The following is a 19,075-nucleotide window of genomic DNA, read 5'->3' on the forward strand; positions in this document are numbered from 1 at the left end:
CTAAAAGGCACTTGTAGCCGCATACAGCCGTCTGACTGTCATCTGCTACTTTGAGGTATTGCAACTGGCGTGTAGCGAGTTGCTGCCCGAGATGTAGGCGCGCTCGCTGCACCCCACGTCCGGCGCTGGATGAAGAAGCCCTGTGTCAACGTTCTCCAACTGAGTAATCACATGAAATCCGCCAGTGATTAGCAACTTATAGGCATCAGGCATTTGCATCTGAAGCCCGACAGCGATTCGCATCCAAAAGCCGCCAGACATTGGCATGCAAGAGAGTGTGTTTATGAGGGCTATTCAACGTCAACAAACCAAGTGCGATAAATCAGAGTCGCTAGCGCAACGCTTCATTTCAGTAGCCCGTGTTGGAAATACCAATTTCAGCTTTTCAGCGGCTGCGGTCTCTCGCTTCCCCGAACTCGGTGCCCGAAAGCTGCCGATCAACGTCGAAATTCAACCTGACCTGCCAGCGAAGCTCACGCAGGTCGGCTGCAATGATGGGCTGAGCTTTCGCTACCTGCGAAAGTCTGGGGGCCGTGGCGTATTTGATGGCCCGCTGCCCGACTGCCCTGGGAGAGTTGGCGGCTGTGGAGACTGGAAGGCGTTGAAGACCTTGGCGCTTTCGACGAGGATTTTTTCCAGCTTCGCCTGCTGTCTAGGCCCCAGCTGCGTCTGGTTGAGCTGGTTGAGGACCTTGACGACGTCCTGTTCGGTCATGGTGGCCAGGGTGCTCTGCTCCACAGAGTACAGCAGCACGAGGACGCCGTTTCTGAGCTGCCTCGTTGACTTGATCTTTCCGTGCAAGCGACCGAATAGCGTGGAGCCGTCCGTGCCATGTTTGCCGTTCAACCAATCCAGCAGCGTTTCATGCTGCAGCAGGTCAGGCGTAGGCCCAGGCAAGGGCGTCGGAGTTGAACGCTTGATCGCAGCCAAAGTCGTTGCCCCCCAGCATGCGGGTTGGGGGTATTGGTGGTAAGCGAGTTCGTTGACGCTCACCGAGTTATACGCATACGCCAGCGGAACTTTCAGGCTTTCGAATCGCTTGGCAGCTTCGTGCTGATCAGTGTTGAACGCCTTCAGCCGTCCCGATGCGACATCCAACTCCTTGATTTCGAGGGCGATGAGGTCAGCATCGTCCATCAAGCCAAAAAGGTCGCCGCAGTACTGGCGGAGTGCCTCGCCTTGCTGACGTGGGACTGGCCTGAACTGCTGCAAATTTCTGCCTCGGCAGTACTCCTGCAACGCCATCATGATCGCCATTTCAACAACATTCTCTTCGCCAGCCACTTGGTCCTCCCCTGTCTATGTGCGGCCTATTATGCAGATGTACCTTTTGCAAGCCGTACGATATATCAGGCGTCGACGACGCCGCAGCTGACCCAGCTCTACGACAACCCTCTTGAGGGCGCCTCAGCCCTGGCCCGCGAGATGTTGCTTGACGGAGATCAAAGGACGGCTCTCGCTCGGCAGTTGAGTGGGTTTGTAGAGGAAGCTCGCGCTTGCAGTGCGTTAACGGTTGCGTCTTCAGGCGCCCGCGCGTGGCGTCAGGATGTTGGTGGGCGAGCACACCACCACCTGCCGCGCGCCGCGCGTCAGCGCCACATACAAGTGCGCAGCCGTCATGGCCTGGGGTTCGAGCACCACGGCAACGTCGGCCTCGAGTCCTTTGAGCAACAGGGTACTGCCAACCGACCGTCGAGTAACCGGCCGACTCATGTGGCGCTGACGCTCGCGCGCCTGGAGAGCTGCAGCGTATAAAGTGGAAGTGCCACGAGCGGCGACCTCCATGGCCGCTTGGCAGCAGCGCAGCACCTCGGGGCGGTACACATGAGTGCCAGGCTGACGAGCGAACGCTTGCAGCAGCCTAGATGCCTCCGCGACGCTGGGAGCCTGAGCAAACGCCAAGGCGGCAGCCTCAATTGGTGTCGGTGGATTGCGAGGCCTGCCATGCTGCAGAACGCGCACACGCTCTAGTAGTACGGCCGCCCCCACGCCAGTCATCAGGCTCGCGGCAAACTCGACCACTTGCTCTAGCGGATTGGCGCCTGCGGGGTCAAAGAATCGTGCGAACTGGATGAGCTCCACAAGGTCGACGCGCTCCACTACCGTCGCGCCAGGTGTCTGGCTAGTCAGCTGGTAGCGCCCGCGGACATTCATCGCGTCGCCAATGATGAGCACGCTGTCCTGCGCGTTGCGCCCGCGTGTCCTTGCTGCGGCCCGGCGCTGCTCTTCAGCCGTCGCCGCGGCCAGTTGCACCCATTGCACTTCGGCTGGCGCTCCCTGTAGGTCTACAGACCGTCCGGCTTGCAGCAGCGCTCGCGCGTTCAGCAGCCATTGCCCCAGCTCCTCGGTACCAGCCATCCTCCAGCGCCAAGGCGTCTGCAGCATGCCCAAGGCAGGAAACTGCGCCTCAACATCGATTTGCCAGTTGACCAGGCGATTGCCACCGAACCCGAAGATCGCCTGCATGGGATCACCGAGCACGCACGTGGGCAGTGTCTGCGCGGCCCAGACCACCAGGCTATGTTGTGCCGCATTGCAGTCCTGGTATTCATCGACCAGTAGCCTTGCGTAAGTAGCTCGTAGCGGCGCGTTGATGTGTCCGGCCTGCAGCAGGTTGGCCGCTGCAGCTCGAATCGCCGGATAGTCCTGGCCTGGATTGGCAAGTTCCAGCGTCTGGGCAGGAAGGCCGCTGCGCAGCGGAAACTTCCCGGCGAGTCGCATGGCGAAGCCATCGATTGTCGAGATCCGGTACGCCGAATTGGGGATAGCCGCTCTGGCCATGCGAGCCCGCAATGCCGCGACACCGGCGTTTGTGTGGGTCAAGACCAGAATGGGCTTACTGCCGGTGTGCGCTGCCAACGTATCGGCGATGAGCTGCGTCTTGCCGCAGCCTGCCGGCGCAGTCACCGACCCGCGTGCGACTGAGAGCAGGTCGAGCTCAGGCGGCATGGGTGAAGTCCCACAGCCGGTTCAGCACCTCGAGAAATCCGGCGTCCGAGTTGTTGCAATGCGGTCCCACGATCGTGCGGCCGACATGCTGATAGGCAGAAACGGACTTGAACCAGCCGTTCTTGTTGACCCGCGCTGCGCGGCCCAAGAGCTCGCGTGTCACTGCCGAATAGACGCCCTGCGCTGCTCGCTCAGCCTCGATGGCTTCGAGGGTTCTCTGACCTTCGGACTTGGACCGAATGTGCTCGGCCACGTCATCTCGGCCAATGCGTTCAATGGCGTAGGCGAGCAGAGAATCGATCGCCGCGTCCGCCATACTGATGAACAGTTCATCCTCCAACGCGCGGCCGGTCCGCCAGGTGAGGAGACCAACACCCTCTGCAGCGAGAGTCACGAGGAGCGCCGATGTCGGTGGCTTGTCCGCATCGATGAATGCAGTGACGTTGTAGCCTAGCCGGCGCAAGACGAGCGCTTTGTCCAGACACTGGTCTGGCGTGCTGCCCCCTGCATTGACGTATGCGCCGCCGAGCGCGAAGAACGACGTTCGGTTGTGAACCTCCACGCCATATTGGTCGATGCCTCGCGCCAGCCCGATCTCACTGGCCCCTTCGCAGACCAGGACAGACTTCGCAAGGAAGGCCTCTGGGTCCGTGCGCAGGATGCTTTGCACCTGATCGGTCACACCGGCAGGTCGCACTACATGAACATCACCCTCGCGCCTGACGATGAACAACTGGTTGCCGGAGAGCTCGCGCAGCGCAACGGGCGAGTGCGTCGTCATGAACGCCTGTAGGGGCAGGTTCGCGTCCTTGGCACCCAGAGAATCAAGCAGGCGCTTGAGCCGGTGAGGCTCCAAGCCGAACTCGATTTCGTCCACAAGTGCGATGGTCGCTGCTTGAGCGGCTTCGCGCTGCAGCCCCGCCATCAACAGCCGTGCCGACCCCGTCCCCAGCGAGCGCAGCGGAATGCCGCTCTCGCTGTGCAGTGCTATCGCACCATCTCCAATGGAGACCGCGTGTGCGTCCAGCATTGCCTGGGCCTGGCCTATCGGCACGCCCAGTGCGGTGGCGGTGCGCGTCACGACCTGCAGGGTCTCGGCCAGTTGGGCCCCCGCCTGGTTACCAAACCCTGTTCTCGCGTCACGCGCTGCGCGAGCCAACTCGGCGCCCAGCTCGGGGCGTTCGTCAGTCAGCCGGTTGAGCACAGAGCTGCGGCTCCAGGACAAATGAGTGCTGGCGTAGTTGCCGATGCGCGCCGGAGCTAGCGCAGCGCGATGCTTCCAGACGAGGCCACGCTCTATCCCTTGCTCTTGTGCCCTCTCAGAGTACAGCAGCCATGACGGTTCCAGGTCTGCGCCGATCTCAAGGCGTAGCGTCAACACGGTCTCGATGTCAGCCCTGGGTTCCGGCTCGATCTGCCCAGTCGCTGGATCATGCCCCCGCAGATACTCTCCGTAGGCCTCCAGACTCAACAGCTCGTCGGACAGACCACCCAAGGTCACCGTGATGACGATAGGCTCGGTGACGACAAGCCCGTGGAAGTCTGTGTCGGCGATGCTGACGCTGCGCCGCGCGCCCAAGCACAAGTCGATGGCATCCAGGATGGTGGACTTGCCACTGTCCCCTGGACCGATGAGGCAGTTGATGCCTGCCGAGGGCGCCCAATCGAGTGTCTTGATCGAGCGGAAGTTGCGGATTTCCAGCCGGCGGATGCGCGCCATGCTCCTCCCCTAGTCGTACGTCATTGCCTCTAAGTATCCGTGCTTTTTCGTCAGTTTGCTTGGCCGGGCAGCTGGCGCCGCGCGCTACCGATACGGGCGGTTCTGGATCCCACTCGACGTGTGGCGTAGACAAAACACACAGCAACGATCGCAAGGGAGTCCACATCCATGTTCGGCAGCATAGGATGAATTCCGGCCAATACCCTTGCTGAGGGTTGATGAGTACGTCACTGCAAAAAAGCAGGAATTGCGCACAGCTGAGGGGCCGCTAAGCCGTCGTTGGTGAACTTCAGCAACCAGCCTAAACGTGCCGCCGGCGGTTCTGACCCGAAGGACTGCTAGTGGTCGGGAGTGTGAGTTCGACATAAATCCCCAAAGCAGACGCTCAAACTGAAGGCAAATCAGCCAGTGACTGCTTTCTGAAACATCAGTGAAATGGGGCTCTCGGCCAGAAGCAGCCATTAGGTCATTGATCTTCTGTATCCACCAAAGACTGAGGTCAAAATTTTAGGCATGTCTAAACACTGCAACAGATAATTTGCCTACTAAGCTGCAAGTTCATAACTTATTAGATGAACTAGAAATGCCTGTTGCATTTCTTCTAAATCTAGTTGGACCTAAGAGAGGGATAGACAATGGACAAAACTTTCAGTCCACATAAATTTCTTGATGGACTCGCAGAAGAGTTGATTTTCAACTTTGCAAGAGCCGGAGGCGGAACTACCCCAGGGCTCGTTGGAAGTGCACGCGAACACGAAGTGAGAAACAAACTGCAATCCGTTCTTCCAACAAAAGTAGCTGTTGCCACAGGGTGTGTGATTGACTCATTCGGAAACACCTCGAACCAATGTGATTTGATTCTCTACGAAAAGGATCATTGTCCTGTGTTTTCCATCAACGGAGATCCTGCCGCAACTTATATCCCGTGCGAAAGCGTCATCGCAGTTGGTGAAATCAAGAGCTCGGTCGGCACTTCGGAAATCAACGATGCCGTCGATAAAATCGCAAAAGTGAAGTCATTGCGACGCTACCTTAACGATCCAACATGCTTCCGTAAATACGGCTCAGTAATGTCGATGCAAGGCGCTCCGTCTGAATCATTTGACCCAGAACACAAGCCATTTGACCAAATTTATGGTTTTATTCTTTGCCATGGATCGTCTCTGGCTACTGCCACGCTTGCAGAACGATATGCAACAGCATGTCGCCGTTATCCAGAGCACCTGTCTCCGAATTTGACCGTATCTCTCAAAGACGGACTAGTTTTATTCACTAACGAGATGCGTCAGGTTCTGGAAAATCGTTTGAATGCGGCGCACATCTTCATTGGAAAAACACCAGATGGCGAAGTCCCGTTTTTGATCAACAAGCTCGCTACGGTGGCAAACATAGGGCGAACAACTGAGGATCTGCCATATGCACGTTACCTATTGAAGAGCGGGAGCGCTGCTTTTTCAGAGGGTACTTTTTACCCTGCAGCACCAACCCAACCCGTTGCGCTAGGGGGCGCTCTGCCTGGAGTGTAGGCGTTGCACACCTTAGCTGTGTCATAGGCGAATGTCTGGAGTGGGTCGATTTGCGACGGTCGCAGATCGACCATGAGCCGTCGTTGATGTGCCAAGAAGCAGACATTAAATGTAAAGATGACCCGCGGCCAGCGGCAAGGCGCTTGATATACAAGGGTGCCTTGGTCAGCGTCGGCCCGTTGCCTCTTTCGCTTTGAGTCTGCACCCTCTAGGCGTCCATATCCAGGGTGATTCGTAGACCTCCCCGGTGCTCAAGTCCAGCCAGCCCACCTTAGGTACTCGCTTTACTTTTGCATCTGGAGGTAGCAATGCCTTGAGCCATCGCGGAAACATTGCCTGCTGTACCGCTTGTTTGGCTTGTTCATCTACACCACCATGGCCAAAAGCTCGTGCACCTTTTGGAAGGTCTGTCTTGGAACTACGCTTGCTGATGTAGTGAATCCAGCCAGAAACCTTGCGGCATCGCTGTGTCCATGTGCTTCCCCAAGGCCACCACCTCGTCAAATCAGAGTGATTCAACATAAAGCCGCGAGGTAACCAAATGGCGAGGTGATAGTGCAAAGCGCCCGAACGCTCAAGCACCCATACATAGCGCGGCTTGTGGCCTGTTGGTTTGAGTTTGGACCGCAAACAATTAAAGAATTGCGACAGGTTTCTTGCACAGAAATCCGCATCCTTAACGTAGGTCAAGGTGACCGCTACAGCGTACAAACCTTCTGTTTTTGCGATGCGGCGATGTTCTTTCGTTACTGCCTTGAGCTTTTTTCGGCAAATGCGTATGCGCTTGTTGAGCGTTGACGCACTTGTTTCGATCTTATTGACAAGTTCACCGAGGCTATGGGTGCCACGGAGAGGGGGAATATGCGGATGCATGGTGCGCTCCATAGAGCGCTCGCCACCATCTGTCCTCATGCCAGCCGAGGCTGGTAATTAAATTTGTGCCCTTAATTGCGAGCGAGTTGTTTTTGTTGAACGCGCCCTGTACTGGTTCGGATGGTTTCAGTAATGGGACGCACGATGAAAGCCGAATGGCTCCGGCTTGATTTCATGGGCTTTGGGGTGACCTCAACGCCCATGTTGTGGTTCAAGCTGCGTTTCGGCTGTTGGCCGCAAGGTTGTATAGCGTCGAACGCGATACGCCGAACTGCTTACAAATCTCTGCAATGCTCAAGTCGCCGTTTTTCATTAGCGATAAAGCCATATTTTTTTGTGCCGTTGACAAGCTGGCAGGCCTGCCACCTTTACGACCACGGGCTCTTGCTGCATCAAGCCCGGCCAGCGTCCGTTCACGCAGCAACTCACGCTCGAACTGAGCAAGAGCCGCAAAAAGGTGAAACACCAACTTGCCAGCTGGCCCGCGGGTATCAATCGATTCCTTAAGGGATTTGAAGGTCACCCCTCTGGCTTCAAGCTCGTTGACGATGCGGATAAGGTCTTGCAGATTACGACCTAGTCGATCCAATCGCCAGACTGTCAGCGTGTCGCCTTCCCGCAGTGCTTTAAGGCAGTGCTGTAGCTCGGGCCTCTCGGCTGTCTTGCCACTGGCCTTGTCTTCATAAATGACCTCAACGCCAGCTCGCGTGAGCTCATCACGCTGTAGGTCTAGGTTTTGCTCATGCGTGCTGACTCGTGCATATCCAATTTCCGCCACGGAGGCCCTTTCTTTGACGTTGATTAATGAATGACTTCTTGAACATTTCAGAATAGTTTTTTGCACCCAGGGCGCTGGGTTCCTGCGATGTGCTGAAACCCATCGTTTTTTAGACAGCATCTATCCAAGCAAGCAGTGCTATCAATTGCCGAGAGAAGTACATCACTAGCTCAGCTAAGGACCTCCAAGGCACTATCCACTGGATGCTTCTGACTGCGCCATGCGCGTTCAAATACATCAGTGAGTGCCATCTGCTGAAGCACATCCAAATTGCAGAGCTTGCGTATCAACTCTTCAATGGCAGGGGTTGGCTCATCATCCCCCACATATTCGGTGGATATCAAGCTGGCGAAAAAGCAACCATGCCCCCCGTTCAATTCTGGCCACCATGGTTGTGGGTAGGCATTTAGGAGTAGGTAAAGTTCATCGGCGGTAAACGTGCCTTGCAGCGATGCCCTACCGATTTCCAACAACTCCACATACCGAGTTTGTGCAACCAGGCTAACCATCTCGCGTGAGGCTGCTTCGCTCACACGCTCAGTCATGTAGCGGTCAAGCTTCTCTAGATAATATTCGTTCTCATCTTTCCAACAGTCGAACAAAAATTCCGACACCGTTACTTCTTTGCGAATGCTTTCTTGCATAACTTGCTCCATGAAAAAGTTGAAAAATGATCACGTCCCGCATTCAAATAGGCCTTTGTGATCGGAATGCCGCAGAGCGGCGGGGACGAGTTGCTCTCTGACAATGAAGGCAACTACACATAAGTTCGATTAGGTGGAATAGCAGCCAAAACTCCAGGCTGGCAGGCGTTTGCAGCTCTTAATCAGCGACCTACTGTTCACACTGGACGCCTAGGTTCCAGCGCGCAGCCAGCAGTTCAAGAGCTTCTTCTCCGCCATCAATGTCTTTCTCGACGTTGGTGTGTCGAACACTGTTCATGTATAGGACAGCGATGCAGTCCTGAATGACTGGCTTATCGAGTGCGCGCAAATCCGTCATGTCAAAAGTGAAGCGGCTTGAGTCGTACAGGCTGAGAAGAAAGCAGGCGACTTTCCGTGGCTGTCCTGAAAAGCCCTGGGCGAATTCGAACAACCGCTGCAAGGCCGCTTTACCTCGCGCAACCTCTTCTGGTGACATGGGCTTCATAGCCTCGCGCAGCTGAGACAGCAACTCAGCTTCGATTAATCTAGGGTGGTCTGTTGGCATAGAACTCCTTGTGACATAATTCCTCATCAAAATTGACGATGAATGAAGTCTATGGCAATCCTATCCAAAAATGCAACCCCTGTTATGAACGACATCAAAAATTCAGACGTAAAGTCGATCGCACCCAATGACGTACGCTCTTTGCTACAGTTTTTTGCGAAGCGCCATCCTGGGCGATCACAAAAATCTCTTGCTGAACTGGCAGATCTAGATCCTGGGAACATTCAAGCCAGCCTCAATGGGCGCCGAGCACTTGCGCCAGAAAGCGTGCCGCTTATTGCTGCATCTCTGGGGCTGAAATACAAAAGCACTGATGCAGACGGTGGTCACTTGGCCCTTGAGCAGGATTGCGTTGCTCAAGTTGAAGTGCCAATTGAAGAGCTGGGTTTGCTAGATGCGGCTGTGCGTTGCATCACAAGCGGTCCACCTCGTTGGATCCTGATATCCAAGTTGTGGGCTCAGGGCGTTGTGGAAGACGGCACTGATGAGTCAGTTCCAGGTGTTTACACCTTGCTAATTGGACGAATCTCGGAAAGCTACCTGATCGTCCATCTGAGATGGCCTTCGCTGCGAGATGCGATAGAGCAAAGCGACATTTGCGTGAAGCTGTCCAAAATGCTCTATGGCAGCTGGGACCGAGACCAAGGGTTAGGTATGTCCGTGAGTTCAGCACATTGGATAAGGCTGGCGGCTGGAGTAGTTGGTACTCGCAGCTTGGACAAACTGTTTGGAGATGAGGTGCGTCCAACCTTAAGTGAATGGGCGAACCTGCTTCTTGCGCTAGAAGCCAAGGGTGCTACGCCGCAAAGTGTTCTTGCTGGGCTGGGCGGGTAACCTGTCAAAATTCAACAAAACAGATGGAGGGAAAATCATGCAAAGAAGAAAGAAGCTCGGCCTAGGATTGGTGGCCGTTGCAGTGCTGAGCGGTTGCGCTGGCGCTGAACTCGTGCACTTGGCGTACCAAGCAACGGTGGAAACCTTCACCATTCAATATCGTACGGCACTAGATGCCAAGTACGCTTCGTGGGATAACGGATTCAATGCTGTTCAGGCCATGACCTTCAAGCGCCATGGTTTGCGTGAAGAAAGCGCGTGCGTTTTCGATGGTGTGCTGATCCCGTGGGCGCGTACCTGGGAGCAAAAGACTGTGTCTGGAGGAGTTGAAAGCGTCCTACCTCCAGAACCAAGCAAAGTTGCAGGCTACGCAGCAGTGGTTTACAGCAAGAAGTGTCCAGGACAGTCAGAGCAAAAGATCCTCCATGCAGGGCCTCAGGAAGATGTGCTAATGGCTCAGGGTAAGGCTGGTGTACTGAACAATCGACCTGCTCGAACTATGGATCTGTTTAGCAGTAACCAAGATTTGCGCCCTGAATGGGTGCCGCAAGTTGTGGAGCGTGCAATCGGGTTGGCATCAAGTAATCGTGCTGCCAAAAGCTTCATCGTTAGTGCACAAGACCAGCTAGTTGGGTTATTGCCAGAACAAGCTAGCGCGATTACGGCTGCTGCCGCAGTCAACTAATAGATTGCAAGGCTGAGATAAGTGTTCCTCAATCCTCCTTGAGCCGCTACTTTCAAGCATGATTCATTCCATACGCTTGCTAAAGCGCGGATGAAAAAAGGCCCGGCAAAAAGCCGGGCCAAGAGAGGTAGAGGAAACATCTGACACATGAGGGCCTTTTTGCACAGGCACTTGCCTCTTCAAAATCTGCCCTCAAACCTGTATAGCGCGCAAGTTAGAGGATGATGAGCATCGTGACTGTTTTTTGAAGCCTGCGCCTCATTAAGCTACGGGGTCTTATGGGTCTCTTCTCTCCATCGCTGCACATGTGAAAGCAGTCGCTTACTTATGATGACTCTCCCTTGGAGCCAATCTTTAAAGGGGGGTGGAAGCTTTACATTAGGGTAGGTGATTCGTTGGATGTAGGGTCTGAACGCTTCAAGTTCGTATCCATATCCATAGTGTCTTTCACTACCTTCTTTTTCGATTTCGCCTTTGTCTTGGGGGCGCACTGATGCTCGGCCTGTATAGGCTTGTGCTAGCCCTTTAGGCCATTGGTCTTCAACGTTTGCTGCTCTGATTCTGTCTTCCAGAGAGTGCCTGAAGCTGTGATTGCCATAGCCGCTACCGAAACCTAACTTATCCCGTACAAAACGAACAAATGGCTGCTCGTATGCTCGTCCCCACTTGGGTGATTTTCCATCACATTCAGGAAGGGCTGCCGGGAAGAGGGGGCCCTTCGAATAGTGGTTCATGACGCTGCGGACGAAGTCGACAAAACCTTGTTGTATAAGAACATGGTGAATCGGTACGACACGCATCGATGCTTCATTTTTAAGAGCTCGAGCAGGGCCAAACTCGGTTTCTCCATCTTGAATCAAGATACCTAAGTCTTTGAGTAGCACATCCTCTACTTGTATTTGAGCTGCCTCGCTGACGCGTAATCCATGCCACATGCAGATGAGCGGAATCCAGTAGCGAGCCCCAAGATCGTCTTTCATCTTGCCTCGCCAAGCTGACGAGTTCGGGTTGTACCAGTCTGATGCAAATAATTTATTGAGGTGGTCGGGCTGATAAGGAAAGCGGGGCTTTTGGCGAAGTTTTTCTTGCTTGGCGTCGACAGTAGGCATCACATCTAGTTCTACCACTGGATTGTTGTTGATGAGTTTCTTTGTTTTCCCAATACCAAATGCAGTGTGCAAAGCTCTTTTTACGCGGCCTGCTACGTACTTGTAGCTCCAAGCCGCTTCTTTGTCTTGCAGACGGTTTTCCAGGAAGTTGTAGACATCATCTGAGCTAACCAAATGCAGGGGCTTGTTCTCTGCGAAGTCAACAAATCGCTGCCAAATCGACAGATAAGTAGACTGGGTTTTGGGATATTTGGGGGATAGATAGCGTTTGTAGTGAGGTGTGATGTCCGCCAAGCGATTTACTTGTGGAATGGGCGCGCGTTCTGGCTGCGGCTCCCATGCGGCTTCAAGCGGTGGTGGCAGTTTTGAAAGATCAGGTGGTCCTAGGGATTCACCTTGCTGTCGGGCAGCGAGAGTTTTGTAGCCAGTCTGAAAATGCTTAACAACATCGTATGTGAGTGTTTGCCACTGTGCATCTGTCGCGACTAATTCATATCCACGGAACACTAAAAGTTGGTTCACTGCTTCGTGGAAGCTACCAACTTGGCCCCTGGCTAATGCGTGGTCGATGCTAGGCCGCATTTCCTTGATGCTCGCATCTAGCGACTCAAAGTCCTCATCTTCCATCCCCTGTCTGCGTGCTTGAGCATCAGCTTCCAGCGTGCTCAGCCAAAGTGAAGCGATTTGCCCAGGGAGCTCTGGACTGATCGAAAGCCTTTTAAGCCGCGTCTCACGAGGCAGCTTAAAGAAAGAGTCGATGGAAGTTGCTTGCGCTGAGTTGGATCGCGCTGCGGCAAGCTCGCGATCTGTTTGCACGATCAGCAAGGCGCAAAGCTCTTTGGCCTTTTTATAGTCTCGCCCGAGCCTTTTAACGAAGTTGGCTTTTTGGAAAAGCGGGCGCAAATCTTGGGGGATGGGACGAAGGAAACGATAACCGTGGTCGTCCTTGCGCAAGTAGGTTGGCATGTCAGCGTCCTTTGCTGGCCGAACCTTTTGCTGCCACTGTGTACCAGTCATTTGTACCACTTCAGGAGTAAAACTCCTTGGTCTGAAGCGATTTCAACAACTTAGTTCAATTTGGCGGAGGCTGTTGCTTTCGCCACACAGAACACTACGAACGGTAGCCGGGTTTTGTCTTTTTATAAACCAGACGCTTCACCACAGATTCAGAAACCCCAAAGCGCTGGCCAACGCCCTTGAGTGTGTATAGACCAGTAGCGTAAGCGTCAACGATGGCTTGTGCGGTGGACTCATCAACAGAGAGTTGCCGCCCGCAGTGCACACCGCGTGCCATCGCCTCACGTTGACCAGCCATGCATCTCTCACGAATTAGAGAGCGCTCAAACTCAGCCATAGCACCAAGAATTTGAAGCATTAAACGACCAGTAGCCGTACATGTATCAATAGGCTCAGTGACGGAGCGAATAGTCGCGCCAGCGCGTTCTATCTTGTCCAAGATACGCAGCAAATCGGCAAGAGAGCGTGCCACTCGATCGAGCTTGTAAACAACGAGCTGATCACCTGAGCGGAGCGAATCTATACAGCTCCATAAAACCGGACGGTCATATCTAGCACCACTTGCCTTTTCTTCAAAAACTTTCCCTACCCCCAAAGCCTTGAATGCAGAGAGCTGTAAAGCCGTGTCTTGATCTTGAGTGCTGACACGTGCATATCCAATAAGCATAAATTCCCCTGTTATGTTTATGAGCAGGGAGACGACGCAGGCTCTGTATGTAGCACGAACCAATCTTTCCAACGATCAAGCCGCCCGATAGCAACGCGGTGACCTTCTGGCATGAGAGCGTATGCAGCTTCGATAGCAGCAATGGGGCCGCAGTAGATGCCCAGCTCGACAGGTGCAGGCACAGAACCTTCACCGTATTTGGTCCAGCGGTTAGACCATTTATCACCCTCAGCGAAACCTTTGATGATGTATTTGGCAATGTAGGACGCAATCTGCGCTGCGCTTTTGCGTGAGTGAAATTTGCGCCTGGCCACATCGATGTTTCCACCCAGTTCACCCACCACCGAGCGCCAGATACGCCGGATGACCTCGTAAGACTTCAGACGCACAGCGTTTTGCCGATTGCGGTCAGCGATAGATTCAGGGATGCGACGTGTTGCCATGTGGACGTGCCAAGCGCCGCGCTTTTGCTGTTCAAACGCAGCCACAAATGCGAAGTCTGGGAGGACGCGAAGCACACGCCGATTGAATTCTCGAACGTGCTTTTTGCAGAGGTCTAGGTCTTGCTGATTGAACTTGTATGTAAGGGTCAACATGGTGTCCACACCCATGACCTTGCAAAGCTGCCTGACGCGTTTCTTAGCCCTTGTGGCAGCCCGTTTGATATGGTTCTCAGCCCGCTTTGCTTGTTCTGCAGGGTCATCCATACGGGCTTGCATGGTTTCCAAGAGGTTTTCCATGGCGATGCGGTCAAGGTTCATCTCGCGCCAGCCAACCATGCGTGAAGCGGTAATTTCCTGATGGCCGTTGCCACAGTCAGACGCTTTGAGCTTGAAATTCTCAGTTGAGAAGCTTTCGTATGCAATTCCATCTATGATTCGTATCACTTGACTACCTACCTTAGTTGAGTCATCGCCCCGGGAGGATTGCCGTCCTCGCTGGGGCTTTTTTTTGGCCGTTTGCCTTGCTTGTACTTAAAGTGTCTTAGGGATAAATCTAGGCCGCGCTGCGCGCGGCCCCGCCGCTTCGCCTAGCGGGGCCGCACGCCAGTCGGCCAAAGAACATCCAACAGCCTTGTTTTTCAGCGACGAGCACAGGCCCAGCTCGAACAGGCAGCACGCCACGCGTACCAGACCAGCTCAGGCTTTGAAGCCACGACGCGACAAGGTTTGACCAAGCGCAGCAGGAAGCCGCAGACGGGCGCACAGGGCACGCTGTGAGCACATCAAGGGGTATGCGTGCGGGACAGGGCGAATTGCGTGCAGAGCGCCCCAAACGAGGCATGCGCGCACAAGATGCAGTGGACATATCAGCGACCTAAAACACTTACCGATTCAGTCATCCGGGGGCCATAGCCACCCGCCTCAGCTCGTGCCTGCGCGTTTGTGGACACAAGCCCTTGGTTCACGAGCTGGACAGGTTTGGCCTGCATTTCAGGGGGAAACGGGACAGTCCGCGCCCGCGGGCGTTCTTCGACCTGGTGCGCACGAGCTGGGGTTTCACTACGTTGCTGGACAGGCTCTTGCCAGTCAACAAACAGCCCGTTTTGCACGATCTGCTCACACATGCTTTGCGGGGTCTGCAGCTTGGTGTTTTGCTGCGTATAGCACTCACAGCGCGGCCCCATGCTCATGCAGATTGCCGGGTATGGCGCGATCTTTGGCCTTGTCAGCTCGTCGTAGCGCGGGGCCGTCTGGGGCAGGCCTTCTAACCGGGGTTTGTGGCTGGCCACGAACTCATGCACCGTCATTGGTTCATGACTGGGGGCACTTGAGCTGGTGCCAGAGCTGGCAGCAACTGGACTGCTGATCGTTTGCCCTGCTGGCTTGTCTTTGTCCTCGTTGACCATCACTTTGGTCTTGATGATGTACAGGGCCACGGCAATGCACAGCACGAAGCCCAGCAGACAGCCAAGCAGGACCCAAACCTTTTTAGGGATGTTGCGTTTGACGGTGTGCAGCGTGGCTGATTCGTACCAGTCGAATACTTCGACCGGGATCGTTTGCATGTTGGTGTCGGCTTTCTTGCCGGCACCTTGTTTCTCGCACTGCATCTCTACGGCCGGGTATTCAGCGATAGATACCAGGTTGCCGCCGAATGGCCGCTTGATGTGCCGATGCCAGCCCGGAGAGCCGATTAGCCGTCGCACGAAAGAGTCGATATTGCCCGGATGCTGATCGATCAAGTAGAAGTCAAAACCACGTCTACGGTGCTCAGCCAGCATGCGGATGTGAGCAGGCACAGGGCCAGCGGATGGCCGAATCGGCAGATCGTTATGGGCCTCATCGATCAGAAAGATCGTGCCGTCTGGCTCGTCTTGCCACTTCTCAAACGGTATCTCTTTCCACTTCTCCAAGGGGCCACCAGCCTTAACCTTGAAGCGACCGTTATGGCAAACAGGGCGACCCTCAGCGGTGGCCCGGTCCATGACCCATTTCAGGGTGTTAAGTGTTTTGCATGCGCCGTTTGCGCCCGTGACCAGGTACAGCATGCACGCCTCACTTCAGCACGAAGCGTTTGAAGGTGTCGCCGCTGACACCGTCAATAAGCATGCGGGCAAGAATGGCCGATGTGATGATGTTGATGCCTATACCGACACCGCCATATGCCAGCGCAGCGAGGAAATCAGCAGGCAGGCCATTGAGCTCAGCAAGCAGCCTGTCTTTGATCCAGCCCATAGACATTGACATGCCCGTGTACGTGACCACAGAGAGGCCCAGCGCAACTAATGCACGACCGACCAGGGTTGAGACGATATTGATCAGCACGCCACCGATTGCAGCGATAAATACAGGCATTACTTTCTCCCAAAGACTATCCAGAGACCCAGCAGAAGGCAGAAGCTGACGAAGAAGATCTTCACGTAACCGATCTTTTCGCAGTGATCCGAGAGGGGCAGCACCTTGCTGTAGCCGAACATATCGACGTTGATATCCCGCAGAGGGCAATAGCCAGCACCGAGGGCCGAGCTGGTGTCAATTCGATTAGTGAGGGCAATGGTCTCGTTACCGGGTAAGTCGTCTGTGACCTTGCCGGTTTTGCCCTTGGAAGCCTCATAAAGCTTTGATTCAGGTGACTCATTGACATGCAGCTCGCAAGAACGCTTGTGCTGCTCTTTAGCAATTGCGCACTGGAGTGCATCGCCTTCACAGGTGAAGCCACCAGAGCAGCTACCGCCAAACTTGCCTTTGCCTTCCTCTTCGCCTTTTTCGTCTTTACAGACGCCCGCTGTTTTGTTCTTGGAGCAGTAGTCGGCCTTGTCTACCGTTGTCGTAGTGCTTGAAGAACTAACCGTGTTATTAGTCGTATTGTTTGTCGTAGTGCTCGTCTTAGTAACTTCGCACTTACCGTTTTCGCACTTGACCTCTGTCTTTGAATTCGTCTTGGTGCCATCGCCGTTGTCCTTGGTTTCCGTTTCAGTGACACCTGATGAAGCGCTGAAAGGCAAGCAGACGGTGACACCATTAACGGAACCCTTTTGCCCGTTCATGCAAGTGGCATCTGGTGTTTCAGCGAGTTTTGGCTCTTCTTGAGGCTCGTAAGTCGGGTCTTTTTCAGCATTCAAGTCATCGATGATTGCCGGATCACAAGTGCTGCCGTTACCCTTTGCAGAACCGAAAGTGACCCATTTCCCGTCGGCTTTTCTATTGAACTCGTTCGAACCAGATACGACCCCCATACAGCCCTTGCTGCAGTTGGGAAACAGCGCGATCGTCCCTGATACATCAGTTGCTGGCTGGCAGACAATGGACATGCCGACCTTGTAGCCTGGCATGCTGAACCGCTTTGACTTGCCTTCGCTGCCAGCACAGGCATCTGCCAAGTCTTCGCAAGGGTCTGAAGGTGTCGGAGCTTCGCAAGCATCGCCAGCAGCGTTTTCTTTAAAGCCATCATTGCAAGCGCAAGACGTCCCTGTTTTCGTGCTGTTGGCAGGGCAGGACGTTTGCTTTGCTGGCGATACGTGGAAGCCATAGTCGTGCGGTAACCCCTTCCAGTTTGTGGTGTAGCACCAAGCCACGCCGTCAACCACCTTGACGTAAGTCGTGCCGGGGAACCCTTTGCTTTTACATGCATCTACAGGGTCAGAAAACCATGTTGGCGGGTTTCCTGAACCATTCCAGCCATCGGTTGTCACTGTGCCTAACGCGAAGGCGTTACTGACAGAAAGCACCAGCAAAGCGACGAACCCAGAAAACCGCAAAAAGCCTTGCACTGCAGCACTCCTATCACCGAAAAACTAACGCAACAGAATCCACATTCCGCCAAGGAATGCGATCAACACATAGACGCCTTCACCCACTAGCAACCCCTTTTCCAAAGCACTGATGCTTTGAGAAAGGCCCCGGTCTGCAGCCCGAGGCAATCGCGTTTTGCAGCGATTAGCGAACCATGCTGCCGATCCATTTCCACGCAGAACCAGCCAAGTGCATGAGCACCTTGCCGCCGCCGATCACGCCCAAAACCGCACCAACGGCCAGAAAACCGGCCATGATTTCAGTAGTTTCAAAAGTCATTTCAAGTCTCTCTTTCATCAGATCGATCAGGTTTTACGGAGTCGCCTATCACTTTCCAGAAGTAGGCGATGCACCAGCACAGCGCGATCGCACCGCCGAGCTGGAATGCGGTCGGAATATCAATATTCAGACCCGCAATGGTTAGCTCATGGCGCACAGTCACAGTGCACGCCGATGAGCATTGAATGACTTGTTCAGCCATGACGCAGTTTTCGCAGCTCACGACGCGCAGTCATGGCAGCAGTTAGGAGCACCCGGCGCTTTGTATGCAGTTCACGCGAACGCGCCTCAGGGCTACGGGTGACCTTTTCCAGACCAGTTGTCACGAGTCCAAAAAGTCCGAGCAGAATCGGCCCAGCCATGGAGCCAACCACACCACCGAGGAAGGCCGCATAAATCACCAACTGCGCAAACTCGACGAGCTGGTCAGGGGTCAGGGATTCGATGAACATGCTTAGCCCTTAGCAGCTACACCGGAGGCAGGCGCAGGCTTGTACGGGGTCAGGTCAACCAGTACAGGTTCAATCACACGTTCGCGATTGACACGCATGCCGTAGACGGGCCGGAAAAAGCCAGTTTTGATCTGACCGTGCAAGTGCGAGGGGACGCGGATGATGCCCACTTGCAGGGGTTGTCCAGCGTCATCTAACGCGAGGCATTCGAGTTGCTGGGACTTGTACTCGCGAGACTCATATTTCTTGTCGAGCACAGGGCCCGGAACGAGCACTTGGATAACGGATGGCAGGACGTGGGTGACAGCTTGGTTTTCAGTAGACATGGAGATACTCCGAACAGGTTGATGCGGTAAACGCTTTAACGAGCAACAGTGCTCTACGCTCCCCTGCACGCAAGAGAGCGTGGAGGGCTGTCAGCGCGTCTGGAGGAATTCAGCGATGTGCGCATAGACAACGTCATGCTGTGCGCGCCGCTTTAGGGCTTCGTCTGCAGATATATCGCCACGGGTAAGAAGGCTGCGATCAGATCTCGCACGCGCCTCAACGTGCTCATGAAAGGCCGCAACAGTGGCCGTTGTTGAAGGCTCGATAAGCCACCTGCACAGCGCGTAGGTGCCGGTGACGGCAATGCAGAGCAAACAAACCATCAAGAACGGGAAAACAAAGCGTTCGAAGAACCAGTCCGCAAACTTTTCAGAAGGTTTAGACGTAGTCATGCGGAGTGCTCCAGCTTGAAGTG

At 54.6% G+C, this 19,075-nt stretch carries 21 protein-coding genes; 3 read left to right on the top strand and 18 right to left on the bottom strand.

Going from position 1 to position 19,075, the window contains the following annotated elements; all coding sequences use genetic code 11:
• Positions 1–510 precede the first annotated feature (510 nt).
• The 3 genes from IB213_RS03985 to IB213_RS03995 all read right to left on the bottom strand — a co-directional run bounded on the left by IB213_RS03985 (position 511) and on the right by IB213_RS03995 (position 4,669).
• The gene (locus IB213_RS03985) at positions 511–1,284 is read right to left on the bottom strand and encodes a hypothetical protein (protein ID WP_192405467.1); all 774 of its coding nucleotides are present in this window, start codon (positions 1,282–1,284) and stop codon (positions 511–513) included.
• A gap of 237 nt (positions 1,285–1,521) precedes the next feature.
• A complete protein-coding gene (locus IB213_RS03990) occupies positions 1,522–2,949 on the bottom strand; it encodes a UvrD-helicase domain-containing protein (RefSeq protein WP_192405468.1) in 1,428 nt (475 codons plus the stop codon).
• Positions 2,939–4,669, bottom strand: coding sequence for an ATP-dependent endonuclease (locus tag IB213_RS03995; RefSeq protein ID WP_192405469.1), 1,731 nt, complete (start codon positions 4,667–4,669; stop codon positions 2,939–2,941). The genes IB213_RS03990 and IB213_RS03995 overlap by 11 nt, the downstream gene beginning before the upstream one ends.
• A 635-nt stretch (positions 4,670–5,304) precedes the next feature.
• Here IB213_RS03995 and IB213_RS04000 point away from each other — a divergent pair.
• Positions 5,305–6,195: a DUF6602 domain-containing protein gene (locus tag IB213_RS04000; protein WP_192405470.1), complete on the top strand. Its 891-nt coding sequence runs from the start codon at positions 5,305–5,307 to the stop codon at positions 6,193–6,195.
• Between the two features lie 165 nt (positions 6,196–6,360).
• Here the strand turns inward: IB213_RS04000 and IB213_RS04005 are convergent, their stop codons facing one another.
• From IB213_RS04005 to IB213_RS04020, 4 genes are all read right to left on the bottom strand, one after another.
• Entirely contained in the window at positions 6,361–7,080 is a 720-nt protein-coding gene (locus IB213_RS04005) for a hypothetical protein (RefSeq protein WP_225560942.1), read from the bottom strand.
• Positions 7,081–7,279: 199 nt separating this feature from the next.
• On the bottom strand, positions 7,280–7,846 hold the full coding sequence (locus tag IB213_RS04010; RefSeq protein WP_370551171.1) for a recombinase family protein: 567 nt from the start codon (positions 7,844–7,846) through the stop codon (positions 7,280–7,282).
• A 170-nt stretch (positions 7,847–8,016) separates the two neighbouring features.
• The gene (locus IB213_RS04015) at positions 8,017–8,490 is read right to left on the bottom strand and encodes a hypothetical protein (protein ID WP_192405472.1); all 474 of its coding nucleotides are present in this window, start codon (positions 8,488–8,490) and stop codon (positions 8,017–8,019) included.
• Between the two features lie 190 nt (positions 8,491–8,680).
• Positions 8,681–9,055: a hypothetical protein gene (locus IB213_RS04020; protein ID WP_192405473.1), complete on the bottom strand. Its 375-nt coding sequence runs from the start codon at positions 9,053–9,055 to the stop codon at positions 8,681–8,683.
• Positions 9,056–9,139: 84 nt separating this feature from the next.
• On the opposite strand from IB213_RS04020, the gene IB213_RS04025 reads away from it, so the two are divergent.
• Together IB213_RS04025 and IB213_RS04030 are read left to right on the top strand one after the other, a co-directional pair.
• The gene (locus IB213_RS04025) at positions 9,140–9,889 is read left to right on the top strand and encodes a hypothetical protein (RefSeq protein WP_192405474.1); all 750 of its coding nucleotides are present in this window, start codon (positions 9,140–9,142) and stop codon (positions 9,887–9,889) included.
• Positions 9,870–10,574 (top strand): hypothetical protein, encoded by a 705-nt coding sequence (locus IB213_RS04030; protein WP_192405475.1) that lies wholly within the window; start codon positions 9,870–9,872, stop codon positions 10,572–10,574. The genes IB213_RS04025 and IB213_RS04030 overlap by 20 nt, the downstream gene beginning before the upstream one ends.
• Positions 10,575–10,840: 266 nt before the next feature.
• Here the strand turns inward: IB213_RS04030 and IB213_RS04035 are convergent, their stop codons facing one another.
• The 11 genes from IB213_RS04035 to IB213_RS04080 all read right to left on the bottom strand — a co-directional run bounded on the left by IB213_RS04035 (position 10,841) and on the right by IB213_RS04080 (position 19,052).
• Complete coding sequence (locus IB213_RS04035; RefSeq protein WP_192405476.1) at positions 10,841–12,649, bottom strand: DUF6538 domain-containing protein; 1,809 nt, start codon at positions 12,647–12,649, stop codon at positions 10,841–10,843.
• Between the two features lie 145 nt (positions 12,650–12,794).
• Complete coding sequence (locus IB213_RS04040; RefSeq protein ID WP_192405477.1) at positions 12,795–13,367, bottom strand: recombinase family protein; 573 nt, start codon at positions 13,365–13,367, stop codon at positions 12,795–12,797.
• 17 nt (positions 13,368–13,384) lie between these two features.
• The gene (locus tag IB213_RS04045; RefSeq protein WP_192405478.1) at positions 13,385–14,074 is read right to left on the bottom strand and encodes a hypothetical protein; all 690 of its coding nucleotides are present in this window, start codon (positions 14,072–14,074) and stop codon (positions 13,385–13,387) included.
• 602 nt (positions 14,075–14,676) lie between these two features.
• Entirely contained in the window at positions 14,677–15,858 is a 1,182-nt protein-coding gene (locus tag IB213_RS04050; protein WP_370551159.1) for a zonular occludens toxin domain-containing protein, read from the bottom strand.
• 7 nt (positions 15,859–15,865) lie between these two features.
• Positions 15,866–16,165, bottom strand: coding sequence for a DUF2523 family protein (locus IB213_RS04055; RefSeq protein WP_192405480.1), 300 nt, complete (start codon positions 16,163–16,165; stop codon positions 15,866–15,868).
• Positions 16,165–17,580 carry a hypothetical protein gene (locus tag IB213_RS04060; RefSeq protein ID WP_192405481.1) on the bottom strand — a complete coding sequence of 472 codons (1,416 nt, stop codon included), beginning with the start codon at positions 17,578–17,580 and terminating at the stop codon, positions 16,165–16,167. The genes IB213_RS04055 and IB213_RS04060 overlap by 1 nt, the downstream gene beginning before the upstream one ends.
• Before the next feature lie 166 nt (positions 17,581–17,746).
• A complete protein-coding gene (locus IB213_RS18220) occupies positions 17,747–17,881 on the bottom strand; it encodes a hypothetical protein (RefSeq protein WP_255501820.1) in 135 nt (44 codons plus the stop codon).
• Position 17,882: 1 nt separating this feature from the next.
• On the bottom strand, positions 17,883–18,083 hold the full coding sequence (locus IB213_RS04065) for a hypothetical protein (protein WP_192405482.1): 201 nt from the start codon (positions 18,081–18,083) through the stop codon (positions 17,883–17,885).
• Entirely contained in the window at positions 18,076–18,333 is a 258-nt protein-coding gene (locus tag IB213_RS04070; RefSeq protein ID WP_192405483.1) for a hypothetical protein, read from the bottom strand. The genes IB213_RS04065 and IB213_RS04070 overlap by 8 nt, the downstream gene beginning before the upstream one ends.
• A gap of 2 nt (positions 18,334–18,335) precedes the next feature.
• Positions 18,336–18,659, bottom strand: coding sequence for a hypothetical protein (locus IB213_RS04075; protein ID WP_192405484.1), 324 nt, complete (start codon positions 18,657–18,659; stop codon positions 18,336–18,338).
• A 90-nt stretch (positions 18,660–18,749) separates the two neighbouring features.
• Entirely contained in the window at positions 18,750–19,052 is a 303-nt protein-coding gene (locus IB213_RS04080) for a hypothetical protein (RefSeq protein WP_192405485.1), read from the bottom strand.
• Positions 19,053–19,075 lie beyond the last annotated feature (23 nt).

The sequence above is a fragment of the Comamonas sp. CMM02 genome, from assembly GCF_014851485.1.
GTDB lineage: Bacteria > Pseudomonadota > Gammaproteobacteria > Burkholderiales > Burkholderiaceae_C > Comamonas > Comamonas avium.